The sequence below is a fragment of the Streptomyces mangrovisoli genome (assembly GCF_000974985.2).
Lineage (GTDB): Bacteria > Actinomycetota > Actinomycetes > Streptomycetales > Streptomycetaceae > Streptomyces > Streptomyces mangrovisoli.
Genome location: NZ_LAVA02000025.1, coordinates 16,633 through 30,053, shown reverse-complemented (window position 1 = coordinate 30,053; position 13,421 = coordinate 16,633). Strand labels below are relative to the sequence as shown.

Genomic DNA, 13,421 nt, shown 5'->3' with positions numbered 1-13,421 from the left:
CGTGCAATGGATGGGTATTCACCGAGCGATGCGGAAGGTGCCGGCCATGACTGCCACTCCGACGGAATCCACGACTGCGGTGCCTGCCACGCCGCCGACGGCGCCCGGCACGACGCCGGACGGCGCCTGGAAGGGATTCCGCGGGGGCCTGTGGCGCGACTCCATCGACGTGCGCGACTTCGTCCAGCAGAACTACACCCCCTACGAGGGTGACGACGCCTTCCTCGCGGGCCCCACCGAGCGCACCACGAAGGTCTGGAACAAGCTCCTCGCGATGTTCCCCACCGAGATCGAGCGGGGCGTCCACGACGTCGACGTCAGCACCCCCTCCCGCATCGACGCCTTCGCACCCGGCTACATCGACCGCGACCTCGACCTCGTCGTCGGCCTCCAGACCGACGCCCCGCTCAAGCGCGCCATCATGCCCAACGGCGGCTGGCGCATGGTCGAGGGCGCCCTGCGCGCCTACGGCTACGAGCCCGACCCTGCCGTCCGGGAGATCTACACCAAGCTCCGCAAGACCCACAACGACGGTGTCTTCGACGCCTACACGCCCGAGATCCGCGCCTGCCGCTCCTCCGGAATCATCACCGGCCTGCCCGACGCCTACGGCCGCGGCCGCATCATCGGCGACTACCGCCGCGTCGCCCTCTACGGCGTCGACCGGCTCATCGCCGCCAAAAAGGCGGACAAGGCCCTCCTCGACGCCGAGTGGCCCACCGAGCAGGTCATCCAGGAACGCGAGGAAACCAGTGAGCAGATCCGGGCCCTCGCCGAACTCAAGGCCATGGCCGCCTCCTACGGCTACGACATCTCCGGCCCCGCCCGCACCGGCCGCGAGGCCGTCCAGTGGCTCTACTTCGCCTACCTCGGCGCCGTGAAGGAACAGAACGGCGCCGCCATGTCGATCGGCCGCATCGACGCCTTCCTCGACGTCTACCTCCAGCGGGACGTCGAAGCCGGCGCCCTGACCGAGACCGAGGCGCAGGAACTCATCGACGACTTCGTCATCAAGCTGCGCATCGTGCGCTTCCTGCGCACCCCCGAGTACAACGAGCTCTACTCCGGCGACCCCACCTGGGTCACCTGGTCGATGGCCGGCATCGGCGAGGACGGGCGCCCCCTCGTCACCCGCACCACCTTCCGCGCCCTCAACACCCTGCGCAACCTCGGCCCCGCCCCCGAACCGAACCTCACCGTCTTCTGGTCGCAGCGCCTGCCCGAGCCGTTCAAGAGGTTCGCCTCGCAGATCGCCATCGAATCCAGCGCCCTGCAGTTCGAGTCCGACGAACTGATGCGGCCCAAGTACGGCGACGACACCGCCATCGCCTGCTGCGTCTCCGCCATGGCCATGGGCCGGCAGATGCAGTTCTTCGGAGCCCGCGTCAACGTCGCGAAGGCCCTGCTGTACGCCATCAACGGCGGCCGCGACGAGATGTCCGGCAAGACGATCGTCGAGGGCCTCGAGCCGATCACCGACGACGAGCTCGACTACGACACCGTCCTCGCCCGCTACGACATCATGCTCGACTGGCTCGCGAAGACCTACGTCCAGGCGCTCGACATCATCCACTACATGCACGACAAGTACGCCTACGAGCGGCTCGAGATGGCCCTGCACGACCGGCAGATCCTGCGCACCATGGCCTGTGGCATCGCCGGACTGTCCGTCGCCGCCGACTCGCTGTCCGCCATGAAGCACGCGCGCGTCAAGGTCGTCCGCGACGAGACCGGTCTCGCCGTCGACTACGTCGTCGAGGGCGACTACCCGGCGTACGGCAACAACGACGACCGGGCCGACGACCTCGCCCGCTGGATCGTCCACGAGTTCATGGAAAAGGTCCGCCGCCACCCGACGTACCGCAACGCGGTGCACACCCAGTCGGTGCTGACGATCACTTCGAACGTCGTCTACGGCAAGAAGACCGGCAACACGCCCGACGGCCGCCGCGCCGGTACCCCCTTCGCGCCCGGTGCCAACCCGATGAACGGCCGTGACCAGCACGGCTACATCGCCGCGGCGCTCTCCGTCGCCAAACTCCCGTACGACGACGCGGAGGACGGCATCTCGCTGACCAACACGATCACCCCCGGCGCCCTGGGCCGCAGCCCTGAGGAACGGGTCGGCAACCTCAGCGGCGTGCTCGACGGCTTCATGGCCGAAGGCGGCTTCCACATGAACGTCAACGTCCTCGACAAGGCGACCCTCCAGGACGCGATGGAGCACCCCGAGAAGTACCCGCAGCTGACCATCCGGGTCTCCGGCTACGCCGTCAACTTCGTCCGCCTCACGCGCGAGCAGCAACTCGACGTCATCAACCGGACCTTCCACGGTTCGCTCTGAGAGCGAGGAACGATGACCGCGCTTCCTGCGCCCGCGGCGGCCACGCCGCCGCGGGCGGCCCGCCCGCCCGCCGCGCTGTCCGCCCCCGCCACCCCGGCCGCCGCAGTCATGCAGCGGCCGGTCGTGGGGTCGGTCCACTCGTGGGACCTGTCGACCGGTGTCGACGGCCCCGGCAGCCGGTTCGTCGTCTTCCTGTCCGGCTGTCCGCTGACCTGCCTGTACTGCCAGAACCCCGACACCTGGCGCATGCGCGACGGCAAGCGCACCACGGCCGACGAGGTCGTCGCCGAGGCCTCCCGGTACACGCACTTCATCGCGGCCGCAGGCGGCGGCGCCACCATCAGCGGGGGCGAGCCGCTGCTCCAGCCGGTGTTCACCGGCGAGCTGCTCCACCGTTTCAAGCACGAACTCGGGCTGCACACCGCCCTGGACACCTCCGGGTTCCTCGGCTCGCGGGCGACCGACGCGCTGCTGCGGGACACCGATCTCGTCCTGCTGGACATCAAGTCCTGGGACCGCGCCACCTACCAGCGGGTCACGGGCCGCCATCTCGACCCGACCCTCGCCTTCGCCCGGCGCCTCGCCGACCTCGGCAAGGAGGTCCACGTGCGGTTCGTGCTCGTCCCGGGCCTCACCGACCACCCGGACAACATCGACGGAGTGGCCGCGTTCGCCGCGTCCCTCGGCAATGTCACACGGGTCGACGTGCTGCCCTTCCACAAGCTGGGCGAGGCCAAATGGCGTGCGCTGCACAGGCCGTTCACCCTGAGTGACACCCCCGTACCCACCACCGAGCAGACGAACCTGGCCCGGAGCATCTTCGCCGCTCACGGTCTGAACGCCGTCTGAGCGGCACGGGCCCGCGGGTGCGGAGCCGTCCGCGTCCGGCACGGAACCGCCGCCGCACAGCCCGGTCCGCCTGGCCTGGCCTGGCCCCTCGGGCGGCGCGGCCTCCCCGGGCTCCCCGCCCGGCCCGGTCCCGCCGGTCCGCCCCGTCCCCTCGCTCAGGTCGGGCCGGCGGTCCGGGCGACGGTCGCCTCCGGCGCCGTACCCTGGACGCATGAGCAGCACCCCGACCCCCGAGCCGAGCCGGCCGAAGACCGCGCTGATCTTCGACGACCCGATGGACCAGCAGTCGTCGGACGACACCGACCGCGGGTGGGGCGAGCGGAGCGAGGCCGACAGCGCCGCCGACCTGAAGCGCTTCCTCGACGAGAAGCCGCCCCACCACCTCTGAGCCCGTCGTCCGACGGCCACCGCCGCCGCGCGGGCGCCTCGGCACCCGCGTCGGCGCGCGTCTAGCGCAGGCCCTGGCTGGGACCGCCATGACCGCCGGGGCCGCCGGGACCACGCTGCGCGACCAGGCTGTCGCGGATCTGCTTCAGCACCTCCAGCTCGGTCACCTCGATGACCTCGTGCGTGCCCTCGCGAGCCCTCCTGCGCGCCTCCAGGCGGGACAGGTACTTCGCCATGGGCAGCACCATCAGGAAGTAGACCACCGCCGCGGTGATCACGAAGTTCAGCGCGGCACCCAGAACCGTGCCCCACAGGAGCGGCACACCGCTCTGGATCGTGCCGTCCGCCGCCACCTTGCAAGGGGCTTGCAGACACGAGCTGTAGCTGTCGAGGTTCTTCGTGCCGACAGCACCCACCAGCGGGTTGATGACGCCCTTCACCACCGCGTTCACGATGTTCGTGAAGGCCGCGCCGATGACCACCGCGACTGCCAGATCGACGACATTGCCGCGCATCAGGAAGGACTTGAAGCCCTGCCAGACGCTCGGTCCCTTCTTCTCGGCCACGTAGGGGACTCTCCTTGCATGCAGGGGGTGTGGAACGAACAGGTCCGCAACCTACGGCACGGAGCGGTCCCCCTGTCCAATCACCCCTTCCGCGCAAGGTATTTGGGACGAGATCTCCCAGCAGCCGGTACACGAGGCTCAGCACAGCGTCACCGCCAGGTGTGCCGTCGCGCTCGCGCCGACCAGACGGGCGGCAGTGGAACGCGGTACCCGCAGCACGACCAGGGCCCCGCTGCCGGCGGACTCGTCCAGCGGCTCGGGGACGGCCGCGACGCGCGCGCCCCGCGCGATCACCTGGGCCGCCGCGCCGTTGGCCTCGTCGCCGGCCGCGATGACGTCGACCCGGTCACCGGGCCGCAGCAGCCGGACCGTGGCGGCGTCGGCGATCCGTACGGGCGCCGTCACCGGGCGGGCAGCGCGATGCGGCCGCGCGGGTGTCGCCGCCGGGTGCCCGCGTGCCCGTTCGCCGTGGTGCGGGTTCGCGCCGGAGCGTGGGCCCGCCGCCACGAGCGCGGCCGCGGTGACCGCGAGCCCGGCCGCCAGGGCCCGGCGGCGGTGCCGTACGAGCCGCTGCAGTTGATGGCGCCCGCCGCGCACCCGTACGGGATCGAACTGCGGCACCTCGCACGTGGCGGGGGTGTCGGCGCCGGGCGGGTGCGCGGAGAAGTACGGCGGCGGGAAGGACGGGGGCGGGGGCGGCTGGGGAGACGAAGCAGAGGACGGGTGAGGGGCTGAAGGGTGAGGGGCTGACGGGTGGGGAGAGGACGGGCGAGGGGGAAGGGGCATGGGGAACCACCACCTGCGACGAGTGATCGGGCTGTGAGGCCACGATGGGGCCTCGCGCCGCCGCTCGCTCGGGCCGGTGTACTACCGACCGGTTGTGGACAACTTCCTCACCCGAACGAGGACTTCCCCCTCCGCCCGCCCGCCCGCCTGCCTGCCTGCCGCCCGGCTCGACTCATCAGGCCCGGCTTGATTCCCGCCCCGCCCCGCCCCGCTCGATCACACCAAGCCACCGCGACGGCTACGGCAGCTCGAACCCCGGGTCCATCCCGCCCAGCGCCTGAGTGCACAGGCAGTCCCGCTCTCCGCCGTCCGGCAGGGCGGCCACCGCGTCGAACAGCACGCCGCGCAGCCGGTCCACGTTCGCGGCGAAGACCCGAAGGACCTCCTCGTGCGAGACGCCCTCACCGCTCTCGGCGCCCGCGTCGAGGTCGGTGACCAGGGTCAACGATGTGTAGCAGAGCTCCAGTTCACGGGCGAGCGCCGCCTCGGGGTGGCCGGTCATGCCGACGATCGACCAGCCCTGCGCCTGGTGCCACAACGATTCGGCGCGGGTCGAGAAGCGCGGCCCCTCGATCACCACCAGCGTGCCGCCGTCCACGGCCTCCCAGTCCCGGCCGCGTGCCGCCTTGAGGGCGGCGGCCCGGCCCACGGGGCAGTAGGGGTCGGCCAGGGACACGTGCACCACGTTCGGCACCGCACCGTCCGGCAGCGGCAGGCCGTCGAAGTACGTCCCCACCCGCGACTTGGTGCGGTCCACCAGCTGGTCGGGCACGAGCAGGGTGCCCGGCCCGTACTCCGGGCGCAGACCGCCCACCGCGCACGGGCCGAGGACCTGGCGCACGCCCACGGAACGCAGCGCCCAGAGGTTGGCCCGGTAGTTGATCCGGTGCGGCGGCAGATGGTGGCCGCGCCCGTGCCGGGGCAGGAACGCCACCCGCCGCCCGGCGATCTCGCCGAGGAAGAGGGAGTCGCTGGGCGGTCCGTACGGGGTGTCCACCTGGATCTCGGTCACGTCGTCGAGGAACGAGTAGAAGCCCGAGCCGCCGATTACACCGATCTCTGCGTTCGCCATGACGGCAGCGTATCGGGGCGGCCCAGGAGCGTCTCGGGCCCGCCTGGGGCACGCACTCCGTCCTGCCCGGCACCGCCCGCGCCCTACCGCCCCGCTCAGGGAACGCCGAGAACCCTGCCGTCGTACGACGGCAGGGTTCTCGGAAGAAATCTCAGGCGGCGGAGGTGCCGGCGGAGCTCGACGACGTCGACTTGGAGTCGGACGACGACGAGGACGTGCTGGACGTGCTCGAGCTCGACGAGTCCGAGGAGCCGGCAGAGCTCGACGACTTCGACGACGACGCCGGGGAGCTGCTCGACGAGGAGCCGCGGCTGTCGTTGCGGTAGAAGCCGGAACCCTTGAAGACGATGCCGACGGCGGAGAACACCTTCTTCAGGCGGCCACTGCAGTTGGGGCACTCGGTCAGGGCGTCATCGGTGAACTTCTGCACCGCCTCGAGGCCCTCGCCGCACTCGGTGCACTGGTACTGGTAGGTCGGCACTGTCTTCCTCCTGGCACTCTCACTCGATGAGTGCTAACGACGATCCATAGTGACGTATTCCGGGGGATCAGTCCACCGTCACCGGCGCGCGGTGACCGATGCCACGTGCGACGGTGCGCGCGGTGGAGCGTGGGGCGAGCCGTGAACGCAGGGTCACGAGGGTCGCCAGAGCCAGCACCGTACCGGCCATCGGCACGAGGAACCCGGCACCGCCCCAGAGGTGGTCCTCCAGCTGTCCGGCGACGGTCACCGCGGCGGCCTGTCCCAGCGCGACCGCACCGGTCAGCCAGGTGAACGCCTCGGTGCGCGCCCCTGCCGGGACCAGGCCCTCGACCAGGGTGTAGCCGGTGATCAGCGCGGGCGCGATGCACATGCCGACGAGGAGGCCGAGCCCGGCCAGGAACAGCGCGGAGTGGGCGGTCCACAGGGCGGACGCGGTCAGCGCGAGGGCGGCGTACCCGACGACCAGGCGATGCTGCGGCGCGACCCGCCAGGCGAGGGCGCCGCACACGATCCCCGAGAGCATGTTGCCCGCGGCGAAGACGCCGTACAGGACGCCGTTCAGCCCCGGGGAGCCGATCGACTCGGTGAACGCGGCCAGGGAGACCTGCATGCCCCCGAAGACGGAGCCGATGCCGAGGAACGCCACGATGAGGACGCGTACGCCGGGGATGCGCAGAGCGGAGCCGCGCTCCACGCGCGCGTGCCCGGCGGCCGCCACGGGCGGCTGCGTGCCCTTCTGTGCGGCGAACAGCAGGCCGCCGACGAGGGTCAACGACGCCTCCGTGACGAGGCCGGCCGCCGGCGTGACGGCGGTGCACAGCGCGGTGGCCAGCAGCGGGCCGAGGACGAAGGTGAGCTCGTCGGTGACGGACTCGAACGCCGCCGCCGTGCTCATCAGGGGGGAGTCCTTCAGGGCGACGCCCCAGCGGGAGCGCACCATGGGGCCGATCTGCGGCACGGACGCGCCGGTGGGGACGGCCGCCACGAACAGCGCCCACAGGGGCGCGTGCGCCAGCGCGAGCGACGTGAGCGTGAGCCCGCTCACGGTGTGCACCAGCACGCCCGGCAGCAGCACGGCGCGCTGACCGTAGCGGTCGGCGAGGCGCCCGCTGTACGGCGCGAAAAGCGCCATCGAGACGCCGGTGGCCGCCGCGGCGGCGCCCGCGGCGCCGTACGAGCCGGTGGTGTGCTGCACGAGCAGCACGATCGAGATGGTCAGCATCGCGAAGGGCTGGCGCGCCGCGAAGCCGGGAAGCAGGAACGTCCACGCGCCGGGCGTGCGCAACAGCTGTCCGTAGCCGGTGCGGGAGGACGTCGTCGAATTCTTCGCCGACGCGTCGGAGACCGTGGGAGCCACGGCCCGTGCCTTTCTGCCACCTGGTAGCGCGCCCGTGCGGGGGCGCCGAGAGCTGTCCTCGGTGCGCGTAACTGCGGTAGATACCGGCGTTCGCCTCGTGGGTGCGCCGGCCGCCATACGGTCGCGCCAGCTCTGCGTCAGGCAGAGTTGGTTCGATCAGGTTGGCTTCATCGTACAGGGGTGATCCCGCGGGACACCTGTGAAAGTGAGCACCACAGGGCGCGTCCGCCTGGCATCGACAGGGGTGTGAACACTACGAAACGTGCCCTTAATGCCCGTGCGCGCCGTTCACGCCGAGCCAGCCCGCGAGCTTGCCGCCCTGGGCGACCGCGCGCAGGCGCTGCTCCGCCGCGTCGCGGACCGGGTCGGTGGCGACCACCAGCAGTTCGTCGCCGTGCCGCAGGACCGTGGAGGGCGCGGGCACGAACGACCGCCCCTCCCGGACGACGAGGGTGACGGCGGCGCCGGGCGGCAGCCGCAGCTCGTCGACCTCCACGCCGTGCATGCGCGAGCCCTCGGGGATCGCGATCGACAGGAGGTGGCCGCGCAGCCGCTCCAGGGGCGCCGATTCGATCCCCAGGTCGGCGGCCGTCTCGGGGCCCTCGCGCAGGTTCAGCGTGCGGGCCAGCCAGGGCAGGGTCGGCCCCTGGATGAGGGTGTAGACGACGACCAGGACGAAGACGATGTTGAAGACGCGCTGACTGCCGTCGACGCCGTTCACCATGGGGATGGTCGCCAGGATGATGGGCACGGCGCCCCGGAGCCCGGCCCAGGACATGAGCGTCTGGTCCTGCCAGGGCACCCGGAACGGCGTGAGGCACAGCAGCACGCTCAGGGGCCGCGCGACCATGGTGAGCACCAGCCCGATGACGAGCGCGGGCACGATGTCGTCGCCCAGCTCGTGCGGGGTCACCAGCAGGCCGAGCAGGACGAACATGCCGATCTGGGCGATCCAGCCGAGCCCGTCGGCGAACCCGCGCGTGGCGGGCCAGTGGGGCAGCCGGGCGTTGCCGAGCATCATGGCCGCGAGGTAGACGGCGAGGAAGCCGCTGCCGTGCGCCAGGGCGCCCGCGGCGTACGCCATGACGGCGATGGCCATGACGGCGATGGGGTAGAGGCCGGACGCGGGCAGCGCCACGTGCCGCAGCCCCCAGGCGCCGAGCCAGCCCACCGCGCAGCCGATGACGGCGCCGATGGCCAGCTCCAGGGCTATCTCGGCGATCAGGATGTACCAGTGCTCGACGCGACCCGAGGTGGAGAAGGCGACGACCAGGATGACGACGGGGGCGTCGTTGAAGCCGGACTCCGCCTCCAGGGTGCCCGTCACGCGCGCGGGGAGCGGGACCCTGCGCAGCACCGAGAAGACCGCCGCCGCGTCGGTCGAGGACACCACCGCGCCGATGATGAGCGCCTGCCGCCATTCCAGCCCGATCAGCCAGTGCGCGCCCGCGGCCGTGACCCCGACGCTCACGGCGACGCCCGCCGACGCGAGCGCGGTGGCCGCCGGGAGGGCCGGCCGGATCTCTTTCCACTTCGTGCCGAGGCCGCCCTCGGCGAGGATCACGACCAGGGCGGCGTAGCCGATGACCTGGGTCAGTTCGGCGTTGTCGAAGTGGACGTCGCCGATGCCGTCCTGGCCGATGAGGACGCCGATCCCCAGGTACACGAGCAGGCTGGGGAGCCCGCTGCGCGAGGAGATCCGGACCGCTGCGACGGCGATGAGCAGGACGAGCGAGCAGACGAGCAGAAGCTGGTTGAGGTGGTGGACAGTCAGCGGCCGTACCTTTCCTCGATCCCTGAACGCATGTGGACGCTGCGCACATGCGGGCCGGTGCGGAGCGAGCCGTCCCACACCAACTACTTCGTTACCTTACCTAACTCTTGACGCTTTCTTGACGCTTTTGACGGCAAGATCGAACCCCGTCCCGTGCTGGTACCCGACTCCGCGTCAAGCGCCGCGAAGCCCTGCGCCTATGGTTGCTCCAGCACTCCGAGACCGCCTGCCGCTCGCGTTAGGACAGCAAGGACAGCGATGCCCCCCAACACCACCGCCACAACGGGTGACACGTCCGGCAAGTCCGGCAGGAAGAAGGGGCGCAAAGCCCGTCTTGTCGTGCTCGTGCTGGTGCTGGCCGTCGTCGGAGGCATTGCTTTCGGGGCGTACTGGTCGATCAGCACGGTCCGGGCCTCCTTCCCGCAGACCAAGGGTTCGATCACGCTCCAGGGCCTCTCGGGGCCCGTGGAGGTCGAACGCGACGGCTACGGCATCCCGCAGATCTACGCCTCCTCCGACGAGGACCTGTTCATGGCGCAGGGCTACGTCCAGGCGCAGGACCGGTTCTACGAGATGGACGTGCGCCGGCACATGACGTCCGGGCGCCTGTCGGAGATGTTCGGCAAGAGCCAGGTCAAGAACGACGAGTTCCTGCGCACCCTCGGCTGGGACCGCACGGCGCAGAAGGAATACGACACCACCCTGTCGGCGTCGACCAAGAAGTACCTCCAGGCCTACTCCGAGGGTGTCAACGCCTACCTCGCCGGCAAGGACGGCAAGGACATCTCCCTGGAGTACGCGGCTCTCGGGTTCACCAACGACTACAAGCCGCAGAAGTGGACGCCGGTCGACTCGGTCGCCTGGCTGAAGGCCATGGCGTGGGACCTGCGCGGCAACATGCAGGACGAGATCGACCGCGCCCTGATGACCAGCCGGCTCGGCCCCAAGCAGATCGCCGACCTGTACCCGGAGTACCCGTACAGCCGTAACAAGACGATCGTCCAGGAGGGCCAGTACGACGAGCTCACGGGCACGTTCGAGCAGAACGGCTCCACGAGCTCCTCAGGGACGTCCACGAGCACCACGGGTACTTCGACCACCTCGACGGAGGGTTCGGCGCTCCAGAGCCAGCTGAGCGGCCTCTACAACCTCCTGGACAACGTCCCGACGGCCGTCGGCGTGAACGGCCAGGGCATCGGCTCCAACTCGTGGGTCGTCGCGGGGAAGTACACGATCACCGGCAAGCCGCTGCTGGCCAACGACCCGCACCTGTCGGCCTCGCTGCCGTCCGTCTGGTACCAGATGGGCCTGCACTGCCGCACCGTCTCCAGCAAGTGCCAGTACGACGTCACCGGCTATACGTTCGCCGGAATGCCCGGTGTGATCATCGGACACAACGCGGACATCGCCTGGGGCATGACCAACTCCGGGGTCGACGTCACCGACCTCTACCTGGAGAAGCTCAGCGGCGACGGCTACCTCTACGACGGCAAGACCGTCCCCTTCAAGAGCCGCAAGGAGACCATCAAGGTCGCCGGCGGCAAGTCGAAGACGATCGTCGTCCGCGAGACCAACAACGGCCCGCTGCTGTCCGACCGGGACGACGAACTCGTGACGGTCGGCAAGAAGGCCACCGTCGACACCTCCGCGCCCGACCGTGGTGACGGCTACGGCATCGCCCTGCGCTGGACGGCCCTCGACGCCGGCACCTCCATGGACGCCGTCTTCGCGATGGACAAGGCGTCCGACTGGAGCGAGTTCCGGTCCGCGGCGGCCCTGTTCGACGTGCCGTCGCAGAACCTGATCTACGCCGACACCAAGAACAACATCGGCTACACCCTGCCGGGCCGCATCCCCACGCGCGCGAAGGGCGACGACGGCTCCATCCCGGCACCGGGATGGGACTCGAAGTACAAGTGGACCGGCTACATCAAGCAGAGCGAACTGCCCTACGAGTACAACCCCAAACGCGGCTACATCGTCACCGCCAACCAGGCCGTCGTCGACAAGGACAAGTACCCCTACACGCTCACCACGGACTGGGGCTACGGCACGCGCAGCCAGCGCATCACCGACCTGATCGAGTCGAAGATCAAGGGCGGCGGCAAGATCTCCACCGACGACATGCGTCAGATGCAGCTCGACGACAGCAGCGAGATCGCCAAGCTGCTGGTGCCCAAGCTGCTGAAGATCGACATCGACGACCCGGACGTCCGTGAGGCGCAGAAGCTCCTCGAGGGCTGGGACTACACCCAGGACGCCGATTCGGCGGCGGCCGCCTACTTCAACGCGGTCTGGCGCAACATCCTCAAGCTCGCCTTCGGCAACAAGCTCCCCAAGGAGCTGCGGGTCGAGGGCCAGTGCCTCTGGGTCAGCAAGATCGACAGCACCGGCCCGGTGGACGAGGACGCCGACAAGGTCCGCGAGTGCGGCGAACGCGACGCCGACCAGGCGCAGCCGGACGGCGGCGACCGCTGGTTCGAGGTGGTCCGCAACCTGATGGACGACGAGAACAGCGACTGGTGGAAGACGCCGGCCCAGGGCACCCGCCCCAAGGCGGACAACCGTGACCAGCTGTTCGAGCGCGCGATGATCGACGCCCGCTGGGAGCTGACCTCGAAGCTCGGCAAGGACATCGACACCTGGAGCTGGGGCCGGCTGCACCGCCTGTTCCTGAAGAACCAGACCCTCGGCACCAGCGGCCCCGACATCATCCAGTACGTCCTCAACCGCGGCCCCTGGAAGCTCAGCGGCGGCGAGGCGACGGTCAACGCGACCGGCTGGAACGCGGCGGGCGGCTACGGCGTCGTCTGGGTGCCCTCGATGCGCATGGTGGTCAACCTCGACGACCTCGACAAGTCGAAGTGGATCAACCTCACCGGCGCCTCGGGTCACGCCTTCAGCGCCCACTACACCGACCAGACGAGCAAATGGGCCAACGGCGAACTGCTGCCATGGTCGTTCTCGAAGAAGGCCGTCGACGACAGCACCAGCGACACCCTCGTCCTCAAGCCCTGACGGGTCCGCGGGACTCCGGCAGCCGGACGAGAAAGTGGCCCTCCACGCGCGCGTGGAGGGCCACTTCGTTTCGTCCACTGCTTCGCCGGCCTACTGCTTCACCGGGCCGGTCGCTTCACGCAGGCCGTCACGCCTGCCCGAAGCGGCGTACGGCCGAGGGGGTCACCACGGCGTGCACCGGACGGTCGTGCGCCTCCTCGGGGACGTGCTCGACGACTTCGGTGTCGTACAGGAGCACCACCAGCGAGGGGCGTGCGCCCGCGCTCTCCAGGCGGGCGAGCACGCGGTCGTACGACCCTCCGCCGCGCCCCAGGCGCATGCCCCGGGCGTCCACCGCGAGTCCGGGCAGCAGTACGGCGTCGGCGGTGGTCACCGCGTCCGGGCCGAGGCGCTCGCCGGCGGGCTCCAGGAGTTCCATGCGCCCCGCGTGCCGCACGCGCGCGAGGGAGCCCTCCCCGGTGTACGCGCCCCAGTCGAGGTCGTTGTCGGGCAGCAGCGCGGGGAGCAGGACGCGGGCACCCCGCGCGCGCAGCGCGTCCAGCAGCGCGAGCGTCCCGGGCTCGGTCCCCACCGAGACGTACGCCGCCACCGTGCGCGCCCCCGCCAGCTCCGGCAGTTCGAGCGCCCGCCGGGCCAGCGCCTCCGATGCCACACGTACGTCACCGGCAGTCAACCTGTTCCTCACCGCGAGGAACTCTCGCCGCAACATCCGCTTGCCAGCATCGGGTTGACGTCCCAGGGAACTCACAGGTCGCACCGTACCCTTCCTAATACGTTCATATGA

General features: G+C 70.4%; 11 protein-coding genes. 4 read left to right on the top strand and 7 right to left on the bottom strand.

Features of this window, described 5'->3' with window-relative positions:
• Positions 1 to 46 precede the first annotated feature (46 nt).
• The 3 genes from pflB (at position 47) to WN71_RS40870 (ending at position 3,581) form a co-directional block, all read left to right on the top strand.
• Entirely contained in the window at positions 47 to 2,344 is a 2,298-nt protein-coding gene (pflB, locus tag WN71_RS12320; protein ID WP_079177823.1) for a formate C-acetyltransferase, read from the top strand.
• A 12-nt stretch (positions 2,345 to 2,356) separates the two neighbouring features.
• The gene (gene pflA / locus WN71_RS12315; RefSeq protein ID WP_046588633.1) at positions 2,357 to 3,193 is read left to right on the top strand and encodes a pyruvate formate-lyase-activating protein; all 837 of its coding nucleotides are present in this window, start codon (positions 2,357 to 2,359) and stop codon (positions 3,191 to 3,193) included.
• 211 nt (positions 3,194 to 3,404) lie between these two features.
• The gene (locus WN71_RS40870) at positions 3,405 to 3,581 is read left to right on the top strand and encodes a hypothetical protein (protein ID WP_107469641.1); all 177 of its coding nucleotides are present in this window, start codon (positions 3,405 to 3,407) and stop codon (positions 3,579 to 3,581) included.
• A 61-nt stretch (positions 3,582 to 3,642) separates the two neighbouring features.
• Here the strand turns inward: WN71_RS40870 and mscL are convergent, their stop codons facing one another.
• The 6 genes from mscL to WN71_RS12290 form a co-directional block, all read right to left on the bottom strand.
• The gene (gene mscL, locus WN71_RS12310; RefSeq protein WP_046588632.1) at positions 3,643 to 4,146 is read right to left on the bottom strand and encodes a large conductance mechanosensitive channel protein MscL; all 504 of its coding nucleotides are present in this window, start codon (positions 4,144 to 4,146) and stop codon (positions 3,643 to 3,645) included.
• 138 nt (positions 4,147 to 4,284) lie between these two features.
• On the bottom strand, positions 4,285 to 4,767 hold the full coding sequence (locus WN71_RS12305) for a CpaB family protein (protein WP_046588630.1): 483 nt from the start codon (positions 4,765 to 4,767) through the stop codon (positions 4,285 to 4,287).
• Between the two features lie 403 nt (positions 4,768 to 5,170).
• Positions 5,171 to 6,004, bottom strand: coding sequence for an S-methyl-5'-thioadenosine phosphorylase (locus WN71_RS12300; protein WP_046588628.1), 834 nt, complete (start codon positions 6,002 to 6,004; stop codon positions 5,171 to 5,173).
• A gap of 151 nt (positions 6,005 to 6,155) precedes the next feature.
• A complete protein-coding gene (locus WN71_RS39725; protein ID WP_079177819.1) occupies positions 6,156 to 6,485 on the bottom strand; it encodes an FmdB family zinc ribbon protein in 330 nt (109 codons plus the stop codon).
• Positions 6,486 to 6,552: 67 nt separating this feature from the next.
• Positions 6,553 to 7,776: an MFS transporter gene (locus WN71_RS12295; protein ID WP_420856494.1), complete on the bottom strand. Its 1,224-nt coding sequence runs from the start codon at positions 7,774 to 7,776 to the stop codon at positions 6,553 to 6,555.
• A 337-nt stretch (positions 7,777 to 8,113) separates the two neighbouring features.
• Positions 8,114 to 9,697 carry a potassium/proton antiporter gene (locus WN71_RS12290; protein ID WP_046588620.1) on the bottom strand — a complete coding sequence of 528 codons (1,584 nt, stop codon included), beginning with the start codon at positions 9,695 to 9,697 and terminating at the stop codon, positions 8,114 to 8,116.
• Positions 9,698 to 9,877: 180 nt separating this feature from the next.
• Between WN71_RS12290 and WN71_RS12285 the strand changes: the two genes are divergently transcribed.
• A complete protein-coding gene (locus WN71_RS12285) occupies positions 9,878 to 12,637 on the top strand; it encodes a penicillin acylase family protein (protein ID WP_046588618.1) in 2,760 nt (919 codons plus the stop codon).
• A gap of 127 nt (positions 12,638 to 12,764) precedes the next feature.
• On the opposite strand, the gene WN71_RS12280 is transcribed toward WN71_RS12285, so the two are convergent.
• Positions 12,765 to 13,346 (bottom strand): 5-formyltetrahydrofolate cyclo-ligase, encoded by a 582-nt coding sequence (locus WN71_RS12280; protein WP_046588615.1) that lies wholly within the window; start codon positions 13,344 to 13,346, stop codon positions 12,765 to 12,767.
• Between the last annotated feature and the right edge of the window lie 75 nt (positions 13,347 to 13,421).